The 22,490-nt window shown below is 71.9% G+C and carries 22 protein-coding genes; 4 read left to right on the forward strand and 18 right to left on the reverse strand.

The window, feature by feature from the left end:
• Nucleotides 1–5 precede the first annotated feature (5 nt).
• The 3 genes from GQ466_RS12220 to GQ466_RS12230 all read right to left on the reverse strand — a co-directional run bounded on the left by GQ466_RS12220 (nucleotide 6) and on the right by GQ466_RS12230 (nucleotide 1,554).
• On the reverse strand, nucleotides 6–425 hold the full coding sequence (locus GQ466_RS12220) for a TlpA family protein disulfide reductase (protein ID WP_161102980.1): 420 nt from the start codon (nucleotides 423–425) through the stop codon (nucleotides 6–8).
• Nucleotides 426–466: 41 nt separating this feature from the next.
• Entirely contained in the window at nucleotides 467–1,153 is a 687-nt protein-coding gene (locus tag GQ466_RS12225; protein ID WP_161102981.1) for an LmeA family phospholipid-binding protein, read from the reverse strand.
• A gap of 140 nt (nucleotides 1,154–1,293) precedes the next feature.
• On the reverse strand, nucleotides 1,294–1,554 hold the full coding sequence (locus tag GQ466_RS12230) for a MoaD/ThiS family protein (RefSeq protein WP_161102982.1): 261 nt from the start codon (nucleotides 1,552–1,554) through the stop codon (nucleotides 1,294–1,296).
• Nucleotides 1,555–1,776: 222 nt separating this feature from the next.
• Here GQ466_RS12230 and GQ466_RS12235 point away from each other — a divergent pair, with 222 nt between their 5' ends.
• A complete protein-coding gene (locus GQ466_RS12235) occupies nucleotides 1,777–2,493 on the forward strand; it encodes a winged helix-turn-helix transcriptional regulator (protein WP_103561716.1) in 717 nt (238 codons plus the stop codon).
• A gap of 236 nt (nucleotides 2,494–2,729) precedes the next feature.
• On the opposite strand, the gene pstB is transcribed toward GQ466_RS12235, so the two are convergent.
• The 5 genes from pstB to mshD all read right to left on the reverse strand — a co-directional run bounded on the left by pstB (nucleotide 2,730) and on the right by mshD (nucleotide 7,758).
• Entirely contained in the window at nucleotides 2,730–3,506 is a 777-nt protein-coding gene (gene pstB / locus GQ466_RS12240; protein WP_161102983.1) for a phosphate ABC transporter ATP-binding protein PstB, read from the reverse strand.
• Between the two features lie 25 nt (nucleotides 3,507–3,531).
• On the reverse strand, nucleotides 3,532–4,407 hold the full coding sequence (gene pstA / locus GQ466_RS12245; RefSeq protein WP_161102984.1) for a phosphate ABC transporter permease PstA: 876 nt from the start codon (nucleotides 4,405–4,407) through the stop codon (nucleotides 3,532–3,534).
• The gene (pstC, locus tag GQ466_RS12250) at nucleotides 4,404–5,393 is read right to left on the reverse strand and encodes a phosphate ABC transporter permease subunit PstC (protein ID WP_337193436.1); all 990 of its coding nucleotides are present in this window, start codon (nucleotides 5,391–5,393) and stop codon (nucleotides 4,404–4,406) included. Before pstC ends, pstA begins: the two co-directional genes overlap by 4 nt.
• An 89-nt stretch (nucleotides 5,394–5,482) precedes the next feature.
• Nucleotides 5,483–6,580, reverse strand: a complete 1,098-nt coding sequence (pstS, locus tag GQ466_RS12255; RefSeq protein WP_161102985.1) for a phosphate ABC transporter substrate-binding protein PstS — start codon at nucleotides 6,578–6,580, stop codon at nucleotides 5,483–5,485.
• 302 nt (nucleotides 6,581–6,882) lie between these two features.
• Nucleotides 6,883–7,758: a mycothiol synthase gene (gene mshD / locus GQ466_RS12260; protein ID WP_161102986.1), complete on the reverse strand. Its 876-nt coding sequence runs from the start codon at nucleotides 7,756–7,758 to the stop codon at nucleotides 6,883–6,885.
• A gap of 97 nt (nucleotides 7,759–7,855) precedes the next feature.
• Here mshD and GQ466_RS12265 point away from each other — a divergent pair, with 97 nt between their 5' ends.
• Nucleotides 7,856–9,529, forward strand: coding sequence for a bifunctional metallophosphatase/5'-nucleotidase (locus tag GQ466_RS12265; RefSeq protein WP_161102987.1), 1,674 nt, complete (start codon nucleotides 7,856–7,858; stop codon nucleotides 9,527–9,529).
• Between the two features lie 38 nt (nucleotides 9,530–9,567).
• Here the strand turns inward: GQ466_RS12265 and GQ466_RS12270 are convergent, their stop codons facing one another.
• From GQ466_RS12270 to GQ466_RS12290, 5 genes are all read right to left on the reverse strand, one after another.
• The gene (locus GQ466_RS12270; protein ID WP_446678596.1) at nucleotides 9,568–10,734 is read right to left on the reverse strand and encodes an inorganic phosphate transporter; all 1,167 of its coding nucleotides are present in this window, start codon (nucleotides 10,732–10,734) and stop codon (nucleotides 9,568–9,570) included.
• A gap of 229 nt (nucleotides 10,735–10,963) precedes the next feature.
• Nucleotides 10,964–11,581 (reverse strand): DUF47 domain-containing protein, encoded by a 618-nt coding sequence (locus GQ466_RS12275; protein ID WP_103561710.1) that lies wholly within the window; start codon nucleotides 11,579–11,581, stop codon nucleotides 10,964–10,966.
• A 493-nt stretch (nucleotides 11,582–12,074) separates the two neighbouring features.
• Nucleotides 12,075–12,260: a hypothetical protein gene (locus GQ466_RS12280; protein ID WP_103562777.1), complete on the reverse strand. Its 186-nt coding sequence runs from the start codon at nucleotides 12,258–12,260 to the stop codon at nucleotides 12,075–12,077.
• A 187-nt stretch (nucleotides 12,261–12,447) separates the two neighbouring features.
• Entirely contained in the window at nucleotides 12,448–16,587 is a 4,140-nt protein-coding gene (locus tag GQ466_RS32735) for an AAA family ATPase (protein ID WP_161102988.1), read from the reverse strand.
• Nucleotides 16,588–16,626: 39 nt separating this feature from the next.
• The gene (locus GQ466_RS12290) at nucleotides 16,627–17,151 is read right to left on the reverse strand and encodes a gamma carbonic anhydrase family protein (protein WP_161102989.1); all 525 of its coding nucleotides are present in this window, start codon (nucleotides 17,149–17,151) and stop codon (nucleotides 16,627–16,629) included.
• A 283-nt stretch (nucleotides 17,152–17,434) separates the two neighbouring features.
• On the opposite strand from GQ466_RS12290, the gene GQ466_RS12295 reads away from it, so the two are divergent.
• A complete protein-coding gene (locus GQ466_RS12295) occupies nucleotides 17,435–18,430 on the forward strand; it encodes a DivIVA domain-containing protein (RefSeq protein WP_161102990.1) in 996 nt (331 codons plus the stop codon).
• Between the two features lie 58 nt (nucleotides 18,431–18,488).
• Nucleotides 18,489–18,656 carry a peptide deformylase gene (locus GQ466_RS12300; RefSeq protein WP_237417862.1) on the forward strand — a complete coding sequence of 56 codons (168 nt, stop codon included), beginning with the start codon at nucleotides 18,489–18,491 and terminating at the stop codon, nucleotides 18,654–18,656.
• A gap of 30 nt (nucleotides 18,657–18,686) precedes the next feature.
• On the opposite strand, the gene arfB is transcribed toward GQ466_RS12300, so the two are convergent.
• From arfB to GQ466_RS12325, 5 genes are all read right to left on the reverse strand, one after another.
• Nucleotides 18,687–19,112, reverse strand: a complete 426-nt coding sequence (gene arfB, locus GQ466_RS12305) for an alternative ribosome rescue aminoacyl-tRNA hydrolase ArfB (RefSeq protein WP_202420399.1) — start codon at nucleotides 19,110–19,112, stop codon at nucleotides 18,687–18,689.
• A gap of 82 nt (nucleotides 19,113–19,194) precedes the next feature.
• Complete coding sequence (locus GQ466_RS12310; RefSeq protein ID WP_161102991.1) at nucleotides 19,195–19,689, reverse strand: hypothetical protein; 495 nt, start codon at nucleotides 19,687–19,689, stop codon at nucleotides 19,195–19,197.
• 18 nt (nucleotides 19,690–19,707) lie between these two features.
• Nucleotides 19,708–20,280 (reverse strand): hypothetical protein, encoded by a 573-nt coding sequence (locus GQ466_RS12315; RefSeq protein ID WP_161102992.1) that lies wholly within the window; start codon nucleotides 20,278–20,280, stop codon nucleotides 19,708–19,710.
• Complete coding sequence (locus GQ466_RS32740; RefSeq protein ID WP_161102993.1) at nucleotides 20,277–21,992, reverse strand: alpha/beta hydrolase; 1,716 nt, start codon at nucleotides 21,990–21,992, stop codon at nucleotides 20,277–20,279. The genes GQ466_RS12315 and GQ466_RS32740 overlap by 4 nt, the downstream gene beginning before the upstream one ends.
• Nucleotides 21,993–21,997: 5 nt before the next feature.
• Entirely contained in the window at nucleotides 21,998–22,480 is a 483-nt protein-coding gene (locus GQ466_RS12325) for a WXG100 family type VII secretion target (protein ID WP_161102994.1), read from the reverse strand.
• Nucleotides 22,481–22,490 lie beyond the last annotated feature (10 nt).

Genomic DNA, 22,490 nt, shown 5'->3' on the forward strand with positions numbered 1-22,490 from the left:
CCGTCTCACGCTATGGCCGTGCCGAGCGCGGCGATGACGTCGGCCTTGCGGGGCTGGCCGGCGGCGCGGCGGACGACACGTCCGGTGCCGTCCAGGACGAACACGGTCGGCGTGCGCAGGACGCCGAGCCGCCGGACGAGGTCGAGATGGTGCTCGGCGTCCAGCTCGACGTGCGCGACGCCGTCCACCATCGCGGCGACCTCGCCGAGGACGCGGCGGGTGGCCCGGCAGGGCGCGCAGAAGGCGGTGGAGAACTGAAGCAGGGTGGCGCGCTCGCCGAGCGCGGCGCCGTCGAGGTCGGCCGGGCCGACCACGGTCGCGTCCATCTTCCCTCCCGCGCGCAGCGCCCCGTCGCGGCGGCGCCGGACGAGCCCGAAGACCGTCGCGGCGGCCAGCACGCCCAGCGCGACGTACAAACCGGTCATTCTTCGATCAACCCGTCCGCCGATCCGGATGTTCCCGGGCCTCAGCGGGCCTGGACGCGCGCCAGGTTGACGTTGTGGGCGGTCGCGGCGACGCGCAGGCCGCCGGGCGTCGGCGTGAGTTCGCTGATGCGGGACCCGACGGGCAGGTCCGCGATCGGGACCGTCCAGCTCAGCGCGGTCACCGGGATCTGCAGCGAGCTGCTGCCGACCGACACCGGCGTGACGCGGATGCCCTGCGCGGTGGGCTTGAGCTTGACGGTCGCCTCGCCGGTGAGCTGGAAGCCGAGGATCGAGCCGGCGAGGCCGACCTTGAGCCGGTCCCCGTCGGGCCGGATGCTCGTGATCTCCTTCGGCGCGTTCTGCTTGATCGCCGCGTAGGGGACGATCGCGGACGCGGTGGCCGTCCCCGCGACGACGCCGCTGGAGTTGCCCGCCGCGATCTGGTCGAGCGGCGCGGTGACGTCCCGCATGTCGACGGTGACGTCGGAGACGGTGACGCCGCGCTCGGTCCAGTCGCCGATGCGGACGTCGATGCGGTCGTACTTGCCGCCGAGCGCCTGGGTGAGGAACGGAATGCCGTGGATGGTCACGTCCGGGCGCTGCGCCAGCCCGTACTGGGACTGGACGCGCTCGGCGATCTGGTTCTGCGCGATCCGCACGCCGATCCGGTCCCCGGCGACCGCGCCGCAGACCACCAGGACCAGCAGGACGAGCAGGAACTTCCGCATGACTCTCCTCGGGGCTTTCCGTCCTCGGGGCATGACGTGGTCGCCACACCCTATGCGCGGCGCCGGGACGGTGCCGTCGCCCTCCGGAATGACTTCCGGACGTCCCGGAACGGCCGTACGGGACCAGTCGGAGTGTGAGATCAGCCACCCGCGAACGGCGGCAGCACCTCGACCACGCCGCCTTCGGGAAGCGGCACGGACGCGTGCGGACGCGTCCCGACCGGGGCGCCGTCCACGAGGAAGGAGCTGCGGGCGAGGACGCGGGCGAAAGCGCCGTCCCGCCCGGCGCGGCGGGCGGCGTCGGCCAGCGCGTCGGCGAGCGTTCCGGCGTCGTAGGGCTCCTCGGCCGTGCCCGCCGCCGCCTTCGCCGCCGCCCAGTAGCGGATCGTTCCCTTCGCCATCGTCCCAGGGTCTCATCTCGGCCGCGAAGCGCCGTCCGGGGAATGTTCCCCATTGCCCGAATGTCCGGCTCAGATATGCTCGTGGGCGAGGGATCCGGGCGACGAGGCCATGAGTTCATCCACGGCTTCGGCACGGCCACCCCGCCTCGCGCCGTCGGCCCACCCGCCAGGCCGAGGATGAGCCGCCCGAGTCCCACGTCCTTCACGGCGAGGAGGCGGCACTTGAGCAGTTTGCTCTTGCTGACCAACGCATTGGAACCTTCCGACGAAGTCCTGCCCGCCCTCGGCCTGCTCCTGCACTCCGTGCGGGTCGCTCCGGCCGAGGGCTCGGCGCTGATCGACGCTCCACCCGCCGACGTCCTGCTGGTGGACGCCCGCCGCGACCTGGTCCAGGCCAAGAGCCTGTGCCGGCTGCTGCGCACGACCGGGCTCGACTGTCCGCTGCTGGCCATCGTCACCGAGGGCGGCCTGGCCGCGCTCTCCCCCGAGTGGGGACTGGACGACGTCCTGCTGCAGACGGCCGGGCCCGCCGAGGTCGAGGCGCGGCTGCGGCTCGCGGTCGGCCGCGCCGCCGCGGTCGGCGAGGCCGAAGAGGTGCCGGGCGAGATCCGCAGCGGCGAGCTGACGATCGACGAGGCCACCTACACCGCGCGGCTGCGCGGGCGGGTCCTCGACCTCACCTTCAAGGAGTTCGAACTGCTGAAGTACCTGGCGCAGCACCCCGGCCGGGTCTTCACGCGGGCGCAGCTCCTCCAGGAGGTGTGGGGCTACGACTACTTCGGCGGCACCCGGACGGTGGACGTTCACGTCCGGCGCCTGCGGGCCAAGCTCGGCGCCGAGTACGAGTCGCTGATCGGCACCGTCCGCAACGTCGGCTACCGGTTCGTCCCGGACCACCGTCCGGGCGAGGCGGAGGAGGCGACTCCGGTCGCGACCTGAGATGGGCGCGCCCCGGGGATCAGGCCGAACGTCGGGTCCCGGGTCGCGGCCCTCTCCCGGAACGGTCCACGGCCGTCCCGGGAGACGGCCGCGCCCCCGATCCCGACCGTCGGCGTGAACGGGCTTCGCCGTGCCCGGGGCCGCGGCGTGCCGGGAGATGGCCGCGCTCCGGGCAGCCCGTCCGGACAAGGGCCGCGCCTCGGGGCCGGCACGGCTGGCGCGCCGGCCCCGGCGCGTCAGCCGAAGCGGCCGGTGATGTAGTCCTCGGTGGCCTGGACCTCCGGCTTGGTGAAGATCTTGCTGGTGTCGTCGATCTCGATGAGCTTGCCGGGCTTGCCGGTGCCCGCGATGTTGAAGAACGCCGTGCGGTCGCTGACGCGGGCCGCCTGCTGCATGTTGTGGGTCACGATGACGATCGTGAACTGGTTCTTCAGCTTCGCGATGAGGTCCTCGATCGCAAGGGTGGAGATGGGGTCGAGCGCGGAGCACGGCTCGTCCATCAGCAGGACCTGGGGCTGGACGGCGATGGCCCGCGCGATGCACAGCCGCTGCTGCTGGCCGCCGGACAGGCCCGCGCCGGGCTTGTCGAGCCGGTCGTTGACCTCGTTCCAGAGGTTCGCGTCGCGCAGCGCCTCTTCCACGATGTCGTCCAGCCGGGACTTGCCGCGCACGCCGTTCAGCTTGAGGCCCGCCGCGACGTTGTCGTAGATCGACATGGTCGGGAACGGGTTCGGCCGCTGGAAGACCATGCCGACCGTCCGCCGCACCGCGACGGGGTCGACCGACGGGCCGTAGAGGTCGTCGTCGTCCAGCAGGACCTTGCCCTCGACGCGGGCGCCGGGGATGACCTCGTGCATGCGGTTCAGCGTGCGCAGGAAGGTCGACTTGCCGCAGCCCGACGGGCCGATGAACGCCGTCACCGAGCGCGGCTCGATCGTCATCGAGATGTCCTCGATGGCGAGGGTGCCGCCGTAGTAGGCGTGCAGCCCGGACACTTCGATCCGCTTGGCCATGGGGGTGGAACTCCTATCGGTGACGTCAGCGCCCGGCGGGGCGGAAGCGGCGGGCGACGAACCGGGCGGCGAGGTTGAGCAGCATGATGATGCCGATGAGGACGAGCGCCCCGGTCCAGGCGCGGTTGATCGCGTTCTGGTTGGGGTCGCTCGCCTGGTCCCAGATGAAGGTGGGCAGCGAACCCTGCGGCCCGGAGAACGGGTCGTTGTTGATCGCCTTGGTGAAGAAGATCGTGAGCAGCAGCGGGGCGGTCTCGCCCATGACGCGGGCGACGGCCAGCATCACGCCGGTGAGGATGCCGGTGAACGCGGTGGGCAGGACGACGAAGCAGATCGTCCGCCAGCGCGGGACGCCGAGCGCGAACGACGCCTCGCGCAGTTCGTGCGGGACGAGCTTCAGCATCTCCTCGGTGGCCCGGACGACCGTCGGGATCATGAGGATCGTCAGCGCGAGCGAGCCCGCGAAGCCCGAGTACTCGAAGCCGAACGTGAGCAGCCACAGGGCGAGGATGAACAGGCCGGCGACGATCGAGGGGATGCCGGTCATGACGTCCACGAAGAAGCTGATCGTCCGGGCGAGCCGGCCCCGGCCGCCGTACTCGACGAGGTAGACGGCGGTGAGCACCGCGATCGGGACGGCGATCGCGCTGGTGATGAGCACCTGCTCCAGCGTGCCGATGATCGCGTGGTAGGCGCCGCCGCCGGGGTCGCGGCCGGCGACGCCGTTCATGGAGTGGCCGAAGAAGTCGCCGTCGAGGCGGCCGACGCCGTGGGCGACGACCGTCCACAGGACCGAGACCAGCGGGATCACCGCGAGCGCGAACGCGCCCCACATGAAGACGGCGGCGGCGCGGTCCTTGATCCGGCGGGCCGGGGAGACCGATCCGAACGCGGAGGTCACGCGAACTCCTTCCGGCGGGCCACGATCGCGCGGGCGGCCATGTTGACGACGAGCGTGATCACGAACAGGACGAGCCCGGACGCGATGAGCGCGCCGCGTCCGGTCTCGCTGGCCTCGTTGAAGCCGTTGACGATGTTGGACGCGAAGGTCGCGCCGCCGTTCTCCAGGATGTGGATGTTGATGCCCGGCACCAGGGTGAGGACCATCGCGACGGCGATCGTCTCGCCCATCGCGCGGCCGAGGCCGAGCATCGACGCGCCGACGACGCCGGAGCGGCCGTAGGGCAGCACCGACATGCGGACCATCTCCCAGCGCGTCGCGCCGAGCGCGAGCGACGCCTCCAGGTGCGAGCGCGGGACCTGGAGGAACACCTCGCGCGACAGCGACGAGATGATCGGCAGAATCATGATCGCCAGCACGACGGACGCGGTGAAGATCGAGCTCTTGCCGGGGCTGTCGCCGCCGAACAGCGGGATCCAGCCGAGGACCGTGTTCAGGAACCTGCTGATGCCGTCCATGTGGGGGACGAGGACGGCGACGCCCCACAGGCCGTAGACGATGCTCGGCACGGCGGCGAGCAGGTCCACGACGTAGCCGAGCACGCCCGACAGGCGCTTCGGGGCGTAGAACCCGATGAACAGCGCGATGCCGACGGCGACGGGGGTCGCGATCAGCATGGCGAGGAGGGACGACATGACCGTCCCGAAGGCGAGCTGCGCGATCCCGAACTTCGGGGGCACCGCGTTCGGGTCCCACACCTCGGAGGTGAGGAAGTTCGCCTGGTTCTTCTGCAGCGCGGGGATCGCCTTCACGATGAGGAAGACGCCGATCGCGACGATGATCGCCAGCACGAGGATGCCGGATCCGCGGGCGGCGGACGCGAAGATCCTGTCGCCGACGCGCCCGGTGCTCGTCGGCCGCATCGCGCGGCGCCTGGCCGCCGTACGTGCCTCGGCGTGCGTTTCGACGCCGGTCTCGCTGGTCACGGAGTCTCCTTCTGGGTCCGCGGCTGAACGGGGTACGGCCCCGTCGCCGCTGTTGGCGGCGACGGGGCTGTGGGCGCTGTCCGGGTCGGTCAGGACAGGGCCTTCACGGACGTCTGGACCTTGGTGAGGATGCTGTCCGGAACCGGCGCGTAGCCGAGCCCGGTCAGCGCCTTCTGGCCGTCCGCGCTGGAGGTGTAGGTGAGGAAGGACTTCACGAACTTCGCCTGGTCGGCGGGCAGGCCCTTGGAGCAGGCGATCTCGTAGGTGACGAGGACGATCGGGTAGGCGCCCGACTGCTTCGTCAGGTAGTCGATCTTGAGGGCGAGGTCGTTGCCGGCGCCGGCGACCGTGGCGCCCGCGACCGCCTTGGACGCGCTGTCGGCCGACAGGGTGGCGTACTCGCCCGCGCCGTTCTTGATCTGCGCGGTCTGGAGCTTGTTGTTCTCGGCGTACGACATCTCGACGTAGGAGATGGTGCCCGCCGTGCTCTTCACCTGGGCGCTGACGCCGTCGGACTTGTTCGCGCCCTGGCCGACGCCGTTCGGCCACTTCTTGGCGTGCTCCCACGTCCAGATCTTGGGCGCGGTGGTGTTGAGGTACTTGGTGAAGTTGTCGGTCGTGCCGGACTCGTCAGCGCGGTAGACCGTCTTGATCGGGTCGCCGGGGAGCTTGGCTCCCGGGTTCTCCTTGGCGATGGCCGGATCGTTCCAGGCCTTGATCTTCCCCGCGAAGACGCTGGCCAGCGTCTCGGGCGACAGCTTCAGGCCGTCGACGCCCTGGAGGTTGTAGACGACGGCGATGGGGCCGACGACCATCGGCAGGTCCCACGCGTCGTTGCCCGCGCAGCGCTTCTTGGCGGCGGCGGCCTCCTCCGGCTTCAGCGACGAGTCCGAGCCCGCGAACGCGACCTGGCCCTGGTTGAAGAGCTGGATGCCCGCGCCGGACCCGTTCGCGTTGTAGTTGAGACCCGCCCCGGGGCACTTCTGGGCGTAGACGTTCGTCCACTCCTCGACGGCGTTCTTCTGCGCGCTCGACCCGGCGGCGTTGACGGTGCCCTTGACACAGTCGATGTTGCCCGAAGGCGCGGTCGTGCTGCCGCCGTTGTCGTCGCTGCCGCAGGCAGCCAGGGCCAGTGCCCCCGCCATGACGACGCCGCCGAAAGCGGCGAGCCGGGAACCGTTCTTCACCGGAGGGTCTCCTCTGAGTTGCGTAGTGCCACGGCGGCTCCCCGGGGCGGGTTCCGGACCGGTTGTCCAAACCGGGGGCGCCATCACAAAGGACGCTAAGCAGACGAAGTGACCAGACCCCCCGATCCAGATGAACGGGGAGTGAACTCAAACCGCCACGCCCCCGAAGAGTGCCCTGACAAGCCATGACTACGAGATGAACATGCAGGTCAGGAGTGTCGTGAACGCCCTTGTTTGTGGGCATTCCGACACGTCAGCCAGGTGAACGGACCGTCGGCCCCTACCCTCCGGGGACGGGCGAATCACGTCCCCGGTTCGGTGCTCGCGGAGGCGTACATGACGTCGGTCGTGTGGGGGGTGAACGCGAGGGATTCGTAGAGGCGGACGGCGGCGGTGTTGGACTCGTCCACGTAGAGGAGGATCGCGGGGACGCCGGCGTCGCGCAGGTGGTGCAGGCCCGTCAGGGTGAGGGCGCGGCCGAGGCCGAGGCCCTGCGCGGACGGGTCCACGCCGACCACGTAGACCTCGCCGAGGCCGTCGGGGTGGATCTTCGTCCAGTGGAAGCCGACGAGGGCGCCGTCGCGTTCGGCGAGGAAGAAGCCCGCCGGGTCGAACCAGTCTTCGGCCTCGCGTTGCAGCAGGTCGTCGCGCGTCCAGGCGCCCTGCTCGGGGTGGTGGGCGAAGGCGCGGGCGTTGACGGCGAGCCAGGCGTCCTCGTCCTGTCCGGGGACGAACGTCCGGACGTTGACGCCCTCGGCCAGCCGGACGTCCGGCAGCGGGTCGGCGGCGGGACGGCGCAGCTGGAACAGCGCGCGGACGCGCTCCAGGCCCGCCGACCGGGCCAGGCCCGCCGCCGCGGGCAGGTCGCCGTGCGCCCAGACGCGCAGCGCGCCCTCCGCGTCGGCGACCAGCACGTCGAGCAGCGCGCGTCCGTGGCCGCGCCGCCGGTGCCAGGGGTGGACGGCGAACTCGGCGGACGCGCCGTCCGCGCCCGTTTCGAGGTGGGCGTAGGCGACGATCTCGTCGCCGACCGTGAGGACGCGGCCCGCCGCCCGGTGGTGGAGGGCGAGCCTGGCCTGCTCCGACAGTGGAACGGTCCCGTCGGTTTCGGCGGCGGCGTCCAGCAGCGCCGTCGCGACCGGGATCTCGTCCGCGCGCAGCGCCCGCACCTCTCTCATGATCTCCACCCTAAGCCCGCGAAGCTGACGAAACCGTCACGCAAACGTCATGGCGCCGCCGGTGACGCGTGCAGCCGCTGCTTCTACCGTCCGGGACATGACGAGACGACGCTTCAAGGCGGGTGCGCTCCTCGCGGCCGTCGCGGTGGCCGGCGTCGCGGCGCAGCCCGCCGCCGCCCGGCCGGTCCCGACGGCGACCGTGCGCCTGCTCGCGCTGAACGACTTCCACGGCAACCTCGAACCCCCGACCGGCGGCTCCGGGACGGCCGTGACCGAGGACGGCGCGTCCGTCCCCGCCGGCGGCGCCGCGTACGTGGCCGCGCACATGAAGGCGCTGCGCGACCGGAACACGCTGGAGGTCGCGCAGGGCGACCTCATCGGCGCGTCGCCGCTGATCTCCGCGCTGTACCACGACGAGCCGTCGGTGCAGTTCCTCGGCGACCTCGGCGTCACCGCGTCGGCCGTGGGCAACCACGAGTTCGACGAGGGCTACCAGGAGCTGCTGCGCATCCAGAACGGCGGCTGCCACCCGGTGGACGGCTGCTCGCCCGAGGGGCGCTGGAAGGGCGCGAAGTTCGACTACCTCGGCGCGAACGTGCTCAAGAAGGACAAGCCCGCGTTGAAGCCGTGGACGATCCGGTGGATCAACGGCGTGCCGGTCGGGTTCATCGGCGTCGTCACCAAGACGACGCCCTCGATCGTCACCGCCGAGGGCATCAAGGGCCTCACCTTCGAGGACGAAGTGACCGCCGCGAACCGCTCCGCGCGGCAGCTCAAGGCGCGCGGCGTGCGGGCGATCGTGCTGCTCGTCCACGAGGGCGACCAGACGCCCGCCGGGCAGCGGCCCGACGCGTGCGGCGTCGTGCCGGGCGCGGGGACCCGCATCGCGCGCGAGGCGGACCCGGAGATCGACGTGGTGCTCGCCGGGCACACCCACCAGCAGTACGTCTGCACGGTGCCGGATCCGAACGGGCAGCCGCGTCTGTACTCGTCCGGCTCGTCGTTCGGGCGGGTCATCACGCAGGTGGACTTCAAGGTGAACCGGCTGACGCGCGACATCGTCCGGACGTCGCTGCGCGGGGACAACCACGTCGTCACGCGGGACGTCCCGCCGGACCCGGCGACGGAGGCGTTCGTCCAGACGTGGAAGGCGCGCGTCGCGGACAAGGCCGACGCGCCCGTCGGGAAGATCACCGCCGACCTGACGCGGGCGCCGTCGCCCTACGGCGAGACCGCGCTCGGCGACGTCGTGGCGGACGCGCAGCTCGCCGCGATGAAGGCGCAGGGCGCGCAGATCGCGCTGATGAACCCGGGCGGCGACCGCGCCGACCTCGTCTACAAGGCGAGCGGGAGCGAGGGCGACGGCGTCGTGACGTACGGCGAGGCGTTCGCGGTGCAGCCGTTCAGCAACGTGCTCGGCGTGACGTCGCTGACCGGCGCGCAGCTCGACGCGCTGCTCGAACAGCAGTGGACGGGCGCGGGCGAGAAGATCCTGCAGCCGTCGGCGAATTTGCGCTTCACGATCGACCGGGGCAGGCCCGTCGGGGACCGGGTCTCCGGCATCACGATCGACGGGACGCCGGTGGATCCGTCCGCGACGTACAAGGTCGCCGCGAACAACTTCCTGCTCGGCGGCGGCGACGGCTTCACGACGTTCACCCAGGGCACCGGACAGGTGCTCGGGCCGATCGACCTGGACGCGTTCGTCGCCTACCTGAAGTCCGCATCGCCGGTCGCGCCGCCGGCCCTGAACCGCATCTCCGGCCCCTGACCCTTGCCGCGGGGGGCCGTTCTGCGGCCCCCCGCGGCTCAGGCTCCGGACAGGTGGACGGCCCAGTACACGGCCGCCGCGACCAGCGCGGCGGCGGGCATCGTCAGCACCCACGCCGTCACGATGTTGCCCGCGACGCCCCACCGGACGGCCGACAGCCGCTTGGTTGACCCGACGCCCATGATCGACGCCGTCACCGTGTGCGTGGTCGAGATTGGAGCGTGCCAGATGTATGCGGCCGAGTAGAGGATCAACGAGGAGGTCGCCTCGGCGGCGAACGCCTTCGGCGGGTCCAGCTCGATGACCTTGCGGCCGAGCGTCCGCATGATCCGCCAGCCGCCCGCGTAGGTGCCGAGCGACAGCGCGCTCGCGCACGAGATGATCACCCACAGCGGCACCGAGTTCCCGTCGGAGTGCCCGGTGATGACGAGCGCGAGGACGATGATGCCCATCGTCTTCTGCGCGTCCTGGAGCCCGTGGCCGAGCGCCATCGACGACGCCGAGACCGTCTGCGCGATGCGGAACCGGCGCACGACCCGGCTCGGGTTCGCCCGCCGGAAGATCCACAGGATCGCGACCATCACCAGGTACGCGGCGAAGAACCCGACGACCGGCGACACGACCATCGGCACGACGACCTTGTCCACCACCGTGCTCCAGTGGACGGACGACGCCGACGCCAGCCCCGCCCCCACGACCCCGCCGATCAGCGCGTGCGAGGACGACGACGGCAGCCCGAAGTACCAGGTGATGAGGTTCCAGGTGATCGCGCCGAGCACGCCCGCGACGACGACCGTCAGCCCGTGGATGCCGTGCGGCGGCGTGATGACGTCGCTGACCGTCTTCGCGACCTCGACGCCGAGCAGCGCGCCGACCATGTTCATCACGGCGGCCATGCCGAGCGCGACCTTCGGCCGCAGCGCCCGCGTCGACACCGACGTCGCGATGGCGTTCGCCGCGTCGTGGAAGCCGTTGGTGTAGTCGAAGACCAGCGCGACGGCCACGACCAGGACCAGGACGGCGACCTGCGCCTCCGACCGCAGCCCGATCGCGCCGGCCAGCATGACCAGCAGCACGCCGACGGGCAGCAGCAGCCAGAACCGCCCCGGCCCGCGCCGCGCCTGCTCGGCGAGCGGCGGCGCGGGCGGCCCGGACGGCGGATCCGTCACGCCCACCCCGCCCCGAGGATCATCCGGCGCGCTCATGCTGTGTTCTCCCGCGAGCCTGCGGCGCGCTCTGAGCCGCGCGCTTCCCTCGTCGCTCTGGTCGCAGGCTCCCGCCGCTCCCCAGTCCAGCGCGCGGCGCGCGCCTCCGGCGCGCGCTGCGACTCCCGCTCGCCTGCGGCGCGCTTGAAGCCGCGCGCTTCCCTCGTCGCTCTGGTCGCAGGCTCCCGCCGCTCCTCAGTCCAGCGCGCGGCGCGCGCCTTCGGCGCGCTCATGACTCCTTGACCGCGATGGTCTCGACGATGTTGGCGACCTTCTCGAACGCGTCGGCCGCGTCCTCCAGGCGGTCGATGACCTCCTTGAGCTTCAGGACGGTCAGCGTGTCGTACTCGCCGCCGAACAGGTGCGCCAGCAGCTTCCGGTACACCTGGTCGCCCTGGTTCTCCAGGCGGTTGATCTCGATCCAGTACTCGTTCAGCTCCTTCATCGAGCGCAGCCGGGGCATCGCCTCGGCGGTCAGCTCGGCGGCGCGCTCCAGGACCTCCACCATGTGGATGACGCCCTTGGGGAACTCCTCGATCTTGTAGAGGACGACGAGGTCGGCCGCCTCCTCCATCTCGTCCATGACGTCGTCGATCGACGAGGCGAGCTGGTAGATGTCCTCGCGGTCGAACGGCGTGATGAACGTTTCGTTGAGCCGCCGCATGATCGCGTGGGTCGCCTCGTCGCCCGCGTGTTCGCAGGCGCGCAGCTTCTCCGCGATCGCCGCACGGTCGGCGCCGTCGCTGATGAGCTCCACGAGCAGCCTGGCGCCGGTGACCAGGTTGTTCGCCGAGTCGGCGAACATGTCGTAGAAGCTGTCCTCACGCGGCGTGAGACGCAAGCGCACGTCGTTCTCCTGAAGTGCCGGAACAGTCCGCAGAGGATCGTAGGCGCTACCAGCCGTAAAAAGAACCTTTGCCCTAGCTTCGACCGGTGTCCACCGACCTCTCCCCCTTAGAGTGCCCTAGATCACGTACTGCACACGGCGTTGGATTGTCTTTCCGACGCGCGGTACTCGTCCCGGACGGCCGTTCGCGGCGGAATCGGCCCTTCCGCGCGTCCGCCGCGCCGGGCCGGAGCCCCTGCCTGGGCGGGCGTGGACGGCGACAGCGCCGCCGTCCTGCCGGAACGTTCAGCAGTGAGATTGATAACAAGGCATTCGGAAGCCGCCTGATCACAGGCGCGCGAATGCGTCAACCGATGCGCGGTCACGAGAGGGTCACGGCCGATTCAGGCCGCGCCCGGGCGAAAAGAGAGCCGGACCGCCCCGGCGGCGGTCCGGCTCCAGAGATTCGGTGCGGCGACCTACCGGTCGGCCTGCGGCTCTCTTCGGGTGTTCGCTAGTCCTGGCACGTCAGTTCGCGACGACCGTGCCCGCGGGACGCGACGCCGAGCGCCGAGTCGATCTGCGCGAGGGTCAGCGGCTCGTCGGCCGCCGCCACCGCGCTCAGGATCTCGGCGTACAGGTCGATCTCGTCCAGCGCGACGCGGTCGTGGACGCGCAGATCGAGATTCTCCCGGCGCATCGCGTCCACCTCCAAGGGGTCCCTGCGGACCTCACCTCGCCCAATGTCCGATGGTTAGGCTACGCGCCGGTTCACATCGGGCACATGGCCCATGAGGGCCATTCCCGGGTCACCGCGGCCATGATCCGGCGAGGTGGTCCGCACCGGCCCGGACGGATCAGGCCGGGACGGGCATTTCGCCACCCGTTCAGTACGGCAGGTCGGACGCCGTCAGGCGCGCCACGGTCGCCGCCGTCACGTCCGCGCCCGCCAGCCGCGCCGCCTGCCGCGCGACGGTCTGCTCGAACAGCGTCCGGACCGTCCGCGCGTAGGCGAACGCCGGGTCGCCGCGCAGCGTCTCGAAGCGCGTGAGCAGTTCGGCGCGCAGTTCCTCGTCCAGGACGTAGAGGTCGCGCTCGGCGTAGTCCTGGAAGAGGCGGACGAGGTCGCGGTCGGCCATGCCCTCGAACGTCAGGAGCCGTCCGAACTCGCCGCGGAACACCGGGTTGCCGGCGAGGAAGCCGTCCATCTCCGCCGACGGGCCGGTGCAGACCAGCATGAACCGGTCGCCGTGGGTGTGGAGGGCGGCGCGCAGCTCGTCCACGACGGCGGGCGCGCGGTCGAGCCGGTCCGCCTCCTGCACGACGAGCACGCCGCCGAGCGCCTGGTCGACCATCGCCGCCACGCGGGACTCGGTGTCGGCGCGGTCGCGGCCCGCCAGATGGACCGGACGGCACGCCACCACGTGCCCCGACGCCAGCAGCCCGAACGCCGCGTAGATCCCGCCGAGCAGGCCCGCCACGGTCGTCTTGCCCGTCCCCGGCGGGCCGGTGAACAGCAGGTGCAGCGGATCCTTGGCGCCGACCCCGTGCCGCAGCCGCTCGGCCGTCAGCTCGGCGTGCTCCACCAGCTCCCGGACGGCCTCCTTGACCTCTGTGAGGCCCGTCAGCGCGTCCAGCCGGGACAGGTAGCCGTCGATGTCGCCGGGCGGGCGCAGCGCGGGCTCGATGCTCTCGGCGACGCCCGCGAGGTCCTGCGCGCTCAGCACCAGCCGGTCCCGGGACGCCCCGGCACGCTCCAGATGGCGGCGGCACGCCTGGTCCAGGTACGCCTCGACCAGCCGCGCGTTGACGAGGTCGCCGGGGCCGCGCAGCCGGCCGAGGTCGGCGCGGGCCGCCTCCAGCGCGTCCGCGCCGACCGTGACGCGCCGCTCGTCGGCGAGGACGTGCAGCAGCATCATCCGGTTCTCGACGCCCGTGAAGTCGGGCAGCCGGTAGACGCGGAACGCCTCGGTCAGGCCCGGATGGTCCTGCCGGAGCCGCTGGTAGGCGCGCGGATCGCAGGTCGCCACCAGCGGCGTCGCGTTCGCCGGGTCGCGCCGGGCGCGCCGCACCGCCGCCGCCGCGCCCTGCGGATCGGACGAGCCGCCGATCGCCGCGTCGAACCGCTCGAACAGCACGGCCGGGCCGGTGCCGGTCAGCAGCGCCGCGAGCCGGTCCGGCGGCGCGCCCCGGACGTCCTCGGCCTCGTGGGCGCGCAGCGCGCCGTCGCCGTGGCCCGCGTCGGCCATCGTCAGCGCGATCAGCCGCGCCAGCCGCCGCTGCCCGGTGTGCGGCGACCCGACGAGCAGGACGCTCGGCACGCCCTGCTGCGGGCTCCCGTCCACGCGCGTCTCCTCGGCGACCTCGCCGGGCAGGCCGTTCCACGCCTCGATCCGCTCGCGGACCTCGCCGAGCAGGACGGCCGCGTCCTCCGGGCCGGACATGAACCCGATGCCGAACCGCTCGACGACGCGGCGCTCGCTGCGGTCGCTCGGCGGCGGGATCTTCTCGACGGGCGTCTCGGGCGCGGGCGTGTCGTCGAGGAAGTCGAAGTTCCCGACCATCGTCTCGGACATGATCCGCGTGCCCGGCGGGGGCTGGCGGGTCGTGGGCGGGGCGGGCTCGTCGTCGGCCGTGTCGGGCGCGGTGTCGTCCAGGCCGCCGGACAGGACGCGCGTGCGCGGCGGCCCCTGCGGCGCGCTCGGCGCGTTGCGGCGGCCGGGCGGGCCGTCCACCCGCGTGCCCTCGACGTCGAACGGCTCGTCCACGGCCGTGCCCGGCGGCTGCTGGTTCGCGACGGGCGGCATCGGCGGGCGCGGCACCCGCTGCGGCTCGGACGGACGCCGCGTCAACGGCTCGGGCACCTGCTGCGGCGACCCCGCCGGGGCGTAGCCGAGCGCGGTGTAGGGCGGCACGACGTCTCCGTCGCCGTCCGCGCCCTGCTGCCCGTCCGGCTGCGGCGCGCCGGGCTGATACGACGCCGCCTGCTGGCCACCGGAGCCCGGTGCGTCGGCGCCGGGCGCACCGTACGGAGGCCCGCCGCCGGGCACGCCCGAGCCCGGAACCCCGGGCTGCGCCCCGCCGTGACCGGGCGCACCGCCGCCCGCGCCCGGGATCCCCGGCTGGGGCGAACCGACGCCGGGCGCGCCCGAGCCGGGCTGCGGCCCGCCCGGTTGATGTGCGCCGGGACCGGACGCGCCGGGCTGCGGTCCGCCCGAGCCGGGCGCGCCAGCGGTGCCGGGGGCGCCAGGAACGCCGGGCGCGCCAGGAACGCCGGGGACGCCAGGAACGCCGGGGACGCCGGGGACGCCGGGGACGCCGGGGCGGCCGAAGCCGAGGGCCGTGTAGGGCGGGACGAAGCCGCCCTGGTCGGCGTCGTGCGGCGCGGCGTCGGACGCGGCGGGCTGCGCGTGGGCGCCGGGACGGTCGTCCGGCGGCGGAAGGTCCGCGCCGGGCGGGAAGCCGGGCTGCTGGTGCGCCGCCTGGTCCTGCGCGGCGACGGGCGGCTGCACGAACGGACGGTCCGGCTGCGCGGGCGCCGCGGCGGGCGCGCCCGGCGCGAAGCCCGGCTGCGACTGCGCGCTCTGCGGCGGCTGGGGCGGCTGCGGCGCGGCGGGCGGGCTCACCGTGCCGGTGCGGGCCGTCGCGCGGGCGCGGTCGCGGCCGACGAGCCCCGCGATGATCGCCGTCGGGACGGGGAAGCCGCGCGGCCGGGCGGGCATCCCCGCGAGCCGGCACCACGCGAGGTCCAGTTCGTAGGCGGCGGCGAGCAGCGCCTCCTCACGGTCCCGGCCGCCGCGCCGCACCGCCGAGGCGAGCGGTTCGGCGAGGCGCAGGTCGTCCGGCCAGAGGCGGCGCAGGGGGTGGCCCGTCTGGTTCAGCACGGCCTGCACCGTGTAGCGGACCTCCGGGTCCAGCCACGGGACGATCGTCGCCGCCATGTCGCCGCGCACGACCGACAGGTCCGCCGCGAGCAGCGCCGCCGCGATCAGGCGCGGTTCGATGAACGCGGGGTCGGACGGGTCGCCCGCGTGGTCGGTCAGCGTCTCGGCGAGCGAGTAGAACGCGTGCCGGAACCCGTCCCCCGGCGAGCCCTCGCCGCGCAGCGACGGCACGAGGTGCGGGGGGCAGCGCGTCAGCCACTGCTGGACGATCGCCTGGTCTCCGTAGGGCAGCGCCCCGTAGTCCACCGTCGGGTTGCTGAGCGTGGAGCCGAGGATCTCCAGCAGCGCGTCCGCCCGGACCTGGAACCGCGCGTCCTCGCGCAGCGCGCTCGCGACCGCCCACATCGTCCGCAGCACGACGACGGCCGCGTCCACCCGGCTGGCGCGCAGCCGCTCGGCGTACAGCGCGACCAGCGACTCCAGCGTCGGCGGGGTCAGCCAGCGCGGGCCGTCCACCTTCCGCAGCGGCTTGGCGCGGTAGGGCGCCCACAGGTCGAGCATCTGCCCGTCCAGGCGCGCGTCGTACACCGGCGCCGTCGCGCACCACATCAGCACGCCCCACGCCACGACCACCGTGGACGGCACCTGCGACGAGAACTCCGGCCACCAGTGCGGGTAGTCGGCGGCGGGCAGCGTCGCGGCGGACTCGACCGTCGCGCGCACCTGGGACGTCAGGTCGGACGGGAACCCGGTGCCGAGGAACGGCCGCGACACCGGCGGCTCGTAGGAGAAGTCCGGCCCGGCGGGCACGACGTGCGCGGGCAGCGGCGCGATCTGGCCCTGCTGCACCGGCCGCGCCCCGGCCCGTGCGACGGGCGACCGAGGCGGCGGGCACAGGTACCACTGGCCGTCGGACGGGTGCAGCCGGTACCAGCGCGCCCACGCGCCGAACAGCCAGCACGTCCCGTCGGGCAGCACGAGGACGCGCCCCGCGATCGCGTGCTGGCGCTGCTGCGGCGCCGCCCCCGGCCACCACTGAGCGGCGACCATCGCGCGCGTGTCGCGCTCGGCCGCCGCGAACGGATCGTCCCCCGCACGGGGGCTGGGCGGCGGAGCACTGCCATAGCCCGGTCCCCACACCACGCGGCCAATGGTGCCAGACGCCGGACTTGCCCAGTTACGTCAACGCCAGTCGGCCCGCGCGTGCCGTTCCGCCTTCTCCATGTAGACCTTCGGGGTGTAGTCGAGGACGAGTCGGTCGTCGTCGGTCAGTTCGCGGACGACCTTCCCCGGCGTCCCGGCCACCAGGACCCCGGACGGGATCTGCTTGCCCGGCGTCACCAGCGCGCCCGCCGCGACCAGCGTGTGCGCCCCGATCCGCGCGCCGTTCAGCACGATCGCGCCGATGCCGATCAGCGCGCCGGTCTCCACGTGCGCGCCGTGGACCATCGCCTTGTGGCCGAGGCTGACGCGGTCCTCCAGCACGGCGGGCATCCCCGGATCGGCGTGCAGGCAGCTCAGGTCCTGGATGTTGACCTCGTCGCCGACGACGATCTCCTCGTCGTCGCCGCGCAGCACCGAGCCGTACCAGACGTTCGCGCGCCGTCCGAGCCGCACCCGGCCGACCACGACGGCGCCCGGCGCGATCCACGCCTCCGGATGGATGTCGGGCGTGTGCTCGTCCAGTGATCCCACATAGCTGCTCATGGGCGCGATCGTAGGGCGCCCATACCGCCGGAGGGCGCCTCCCGTCCGGCGAACCCGGCGAGATCTACGGAAATTCGATAGTTTGTGGGCTCGTCCCGGATGAAGAAGCGGCAGCAAGAAGGATGTTCCGGTTGCGCGAACAGGGGCGGACCGGACAAGGTCGAAGGTGCCGTTCTCTCACGTGGCGTCCGTCCCGCCCGGGACGGCCCGGATCGCAGGCGGGGCGGCGAGGACCGCAACCGAACCCCGGCGGGGCCACCCCGCCGACGACCCCCAAGGCATCATGAGCAACGAAGCGGAAATCCTGCCGAACCTCCAGCGCGAGGAGAACTTCGAGATCGTCATGCGCGGCTACAACCGCCGCCATGTCGACGAGTACATCGCCCGTTGCCAGAGCAAGCTCCGCGAGCAGGAGGTCCGGCTCGCCCGCGCGCTCAGCGAGGTGGAGAACGTCCGCCGCGAGATGGCGGAGGTCCGCGAGGCCCGCAAGCCCACCGGCGACGACCTGAGCGACCGCCTCAAGCAGATCATCAACCTGGCCGAGGACGAGGCCAAGGACAAGGTCGCCGAGGCCAAGGCCAAGGGCGAGCAGATCCGCGACGACGCCGAGCGCGAGTCCCAGCGCATCATCGACGACGCCCGCTCGCACGCCGAGCGCGACCTCGGCCAGGCCCGGGAGAAGGCCGAGCAGGTCCTCGCGGCGGCCAAGAAGGAGGCCGACAGCGTCCTGACCTCGGCCAAGACCGAGGCCGAGCAGACCGTCACCACGGCGCGGCTGGAGGCCGAGCGCACGCTGACCTCCGCCGAACGGCGCGCCAGCGTGATCAACGACGGCGCCACGCAGCGGCTCACCCAGCTCACCCGCAACCACACGCAGGCGCTGCAGCGGCTCACCGAGATCAGCGAGACGCTGCACCGGCTGCTGACGGCCGAGAACGAGGCGGGGCCGCTGGAGAAGATGGTCGAGGACGCCGTCAAGCAGCCGATCCCGCGCAAGGCCCCGGCGCAGCCCGCCGCCGCCGCTCCGGCCGCCGCCAAGCCGGCGCCCGCCCCGGCTCCGGCGCCCAAGCACGCGGCGGTCCCGGCCGCGCGTCCGGCCGCCGCGCCCGTCCCGGCGGGGTCGGTGCCCCCGGCGCAGCCCGCCGCGTCCCGGCCGGATCCGGACGCGACCGTGACCGACACGCCGTCCCCGGCCGCGGCGAAGACGCCGCCGTCGGCTCCGTCCCGTCCGGAGGCGGACGCCGACGGACCGCAGCAGCGCCCGGCCGACGGGGCCTGACCGGTTCGGACGGTCCGGATCTCGCGGTCCGGGCCGTCCGCCCTCCCGGGGAGGGACGATGCGTCCGATCCGCACGCTCGGCGACCAGGTGCTGCGCACCGCCTGCGATCCCGTCCGGACGTTCGACACCGCGTTGCAGCGACTCGTGGACGACATGTTCGCGGCGCGCGCTGCCTGCACCACGAGTGCGGCCACTTGGCGGGCGAGGTCTACATCGACACGCTGACGGGCGAGGCCCGCCGCGTCGGCTGACGCGTCACTTCCAGCGGACGGACCGCTGCTTCTTGACGTCGGACCGGCGCTTCTTGTTCTCCAGCCGGCGCTCGTTGATGCCGCGCGGGATCTTCTTCGGAATGCGCTTCTTCGGCGGCGGCGCGATGGCGTCCCCGAGAACGGCGGCGAGCCGCGCCTTCGCCGCGTCCCGGTTGCGGAGCTGCGACCGGTATTCCTCGGCGCGAATGGTGAGCACGCCCCGCACGAGCCGTCCGGCCAGCCGTTCCAGCGCCCGCCGCCGCAACGGCTCGGGCAACGACGGCGAGTTCGCCACGTCGAACGACAACTCGGCGGCCGTGGCACTGGTGTTCACATGCTGCCCGCCCGGCCCCGACGACCGCGAGAAACGCCAGCTCAGCTCGGTCTCCGGAATCGAGACCGAGCCGCGCACCCGAACATCACCCGCCATACCCCCCAGTATCCCCACCCGAGCCCACCCATGTCTCCCCAATATCCCTCTCGGGGGTCGAGGCTGCGCGCCGGGCCGATCGTCAGGTCTCTTGCGCCGTTTCGCCGGGGTGCCGCAGACACGGCGACGAGACGATGACCGTGACTCTCGGCTGTCCATCGCCGAGGACGATTCCGCCGATCACCGCTCCATAACCTCCGCCCGGAGCCTCGATCACCAGCTCGTTCGCGTCGACGGAGGCCGTCCGGGGCGTCCAGCCCATGTCCGCCAGCCGCGCGCCGACCTGAGCCAAGGCCGGACGAACGTCGTCCGGCGTCTTCAGATCGGCGTAGTCGATGTACATCATCACGTAAGGGCTGTAGTCCACGAACCACGGACGGGACGCCGCTTCGGCGGGCTCACCGCTGACCGGATTGGCGACCTCGACCTCGTCGCACGGCTGCGGGCTGACGTCCTCCGGCGCCTTTCCCAGCACGCCGTATCCGTTCAACGCGTCCGCGATGTCCCGCGCGCACGCGGCCACCTTCTCCGCCGCGACCTCGGGATGCTCAGTGCGCATGAGACCGTCGCCGCTCATCCTGCCCCCTCCGGCCCGTCACGCATGCGGATGCTTGAAACAACCGGCATCGAACCTGATGGTGGCCTCAAGCCCGTCCACTCCGCCGGGACCTGTCGGACCTGTCATCGTCACTACGCTCACGCCGTTCTTCTTGCCACGGAATCCGCCGTAGGCGCCGCTCGTGAGACGAACATCCTTCAATTCCCATCCGCCCGCGGAGCGAAGCCGATCGGTCAGCGTCCGGAAAACCTGCTCCGATTCCGCATACGAGGACACGGAGTAGACCAGGCCCGATCCGACAGAGTAGACGTTGTAGCGAACGTGCCACGGGTCGTTCGCCATGGGCCGCACCTGCTTCTCGGAGTTCAGGCCCGTGTCGCAGAACTGAAAGCCCACCTCCGGGTGGCCTTTCGGCTTGCGCGGCAGGTTGCGGACGACCTCATCGATGACGGCGGTCATCGTCCGTCCCGCTTCGGCGGGGTTGCGTTCCGGCATTTTGGCGCTGGTGGGATCGCACGCCGCCAGCGCGGCCGTCACACCGGCCAGCGCCGCCGAAACCGCGATTCGCGCGGCCCAAAACGAGCGCCACCGCAATCCGATATTCGTCAATTGTTCACCAGCGTCGGGTTGTTTATGGGGTCCTGATCTCCGTACGTGCCCGCGATCACCTTCGCCTGCTGCCGCAGGCTGAGGCCGGGATCGCGGAATGTGTACGGATCACGGTCCTCCCGTCCGGTGATGTCGTTGTCCCGCCAGTACTCGCCGTGGCCGTGGCCATCCGTGTCCAACCGGTTCGCGCCGAACCCTTCGTCGCTCGGTACTTGCGGACCGTGGAGCGTCCAGCCGCCGTGGAAGACCTTGCCGGCGAGCGGAACGGGGTCGCCCGGCGCTTTCTCCGCCCAAACGTGCCCTGCGCCGATACCGAGGTCGCCGGCGTGGGCGACGTGCATTCCGGGACTGCCCGCCACGACGATGTCGTCGACCGGAAGCCGTCCGTCATGCTGCTTCGCGGCCTCACCGATGACGGTCGATCCATAGCTGTGGCCGACCAATGTCAGGTGGGAACCTGCATCGCCGGCGTCGTTCTGCGCGACACGTAGGCCGTCCACGAAGGAGTTCAGTTGCGCTCCGCCGCGTATCGCGTAGCCGGGGACTGCGGCGTCTCCGGGCAGCAGGTGGTCGAACACGTTGTTCGGCGCGTCGTAGCCGAGCCAGGCGATCGTCGACACCGGGCCGCCGGTCAGCTGAGAGGTCGCTTGGTTCAAGTTGAACGCGCGATTCATGCTTCCCGTGAACTTGTCGAGATTTTCCGTCGTCCCGGGAACATACACGCCCGTGTGCTTGGCCGTGTCCGGATTGCCGAAGGCGACGATCGCGCGACCGTCCGACCCATCCCCCTTGTCGTACTCCGACTGAGTGGTGATCGTGGAGTCGAGGCCGAGCAGGTAGACGTCCTGGCCCTTGCTCTCATAAGTCGAGATCGCGTCTCTCAGTTTGAGGAGACGTTCGAGGTCGCGATGCTGATAGCGGGTGAGGTTGTTGCCCTTCTCTTCGAGCTGGTTGATTCTGGCGGCGAGGCGGGTCCGGTTGGCCTCGTTGCGGTCTTCCGAGGGGATGCCGTCCAGCCAGCCAATCTTCTCCGGGTAGGCGTTCATCAGCAGGTGGCGCTGCTCCTCCGGGAGGGACTTCCACCAGGCCGCGACCTGCTGGGGAGTCTTGGTGCCCTTCGGGGGAAGATTGTTGGGATCGAAGCCGGCCAACTGTGTCGCGGTCTTGGCGTCGTTGCGCAGCTCGGCCAAAGGGTTCTTCGCACCGAGAATGCTGGGGCCGAGGCCGCGAAGCGCGGCGGCGATCTGCTGGTCGGCCGCGTTGGCCTCCTTCAGCGCTTGGACGAACTGCTGCTGGATCCCGGCGGCGATCTTCTTGAGCTGGTCCCAGTCGGAGTAGGCCGAGGGGAGAGCGTCCGGGAAGTCGATCGACCCATCGTGGCCCACCTTGAGGTAGCGCATCTGGGCTTCGCCGATGTAGTTGAGCAACTTGGTCTGGGCGGCTTTGAACTTGGCCTGAGCGCTGTTCAGCACGCTGGCGACCGATGACGCGTCGCCGGAGGCCACGCGGATCCGTTCCTGTTCCGGCACGAGCGTGCGCAGCGCCGCCTCCGCGTCCTGGCCATTCCAGCGTGCTTTGCGGACGCCTTGGAGGAACTTGTCGCGGTAGACGTCCTCGGCCTGTTCGAGCTGCTCGACCAGTTTCCGCCACGACCGCCACGCACCGTCGAGCTCATCGGGCTTCGCGTCACGAAGCTGGGCGAAGTCAACCACGGTGTCTACTTCCCCGTCCGAATCCGGCTGATCTGGTCCTTGATCTGTTCGTCCGCCCACTGCCGGTTCGTCGCGCACTTCTCGACCGCGCCGCCGAGGTACTCGACTTCGTCCGCCATGCGCCGAAGCGCCTGCGACCAGGCGGCGGAGACCTCTTTCATCGCCGCGGCCGTCTGCCAGCCCGCGCCCAGCGCGTCGCCCACGCGATCGGATTCGGACACGAAAGCTTTGCCGCCCTGGCGAAGATGCGCGACGGCCCCGTCCGCCGACCGGCCCGCCGCGCGCAACGCGGACGGATCCATGGCCGATGTTCCACCGGCGCCCGTCGGCTGGTTCTGCGGTTGCGCGGGCCGCTGGGCCGGTGCCGGTTGCGGGGCGCGCGTGCCCGGGACCTGCAACGCTGGCGGCAGTGGAGAGTGCGGATCAGGCGTCGGTGGCGGCGGGCCGGGCTCGGGGTTCAAGAGCTTGTTGAGGGGATTCTCAGTCATCGGCCTCGCC

The organism is Actinomadura rayongensis (genome assembly GCF_009831215.1).
GTDB classification, from domain to species: domain Bacteria; phylum Actinomycetota; class Actinomycetes; order Streptosporangiales; family Streptosporangiaceae; genus Spirillospora; species Spirillospora rayongensis.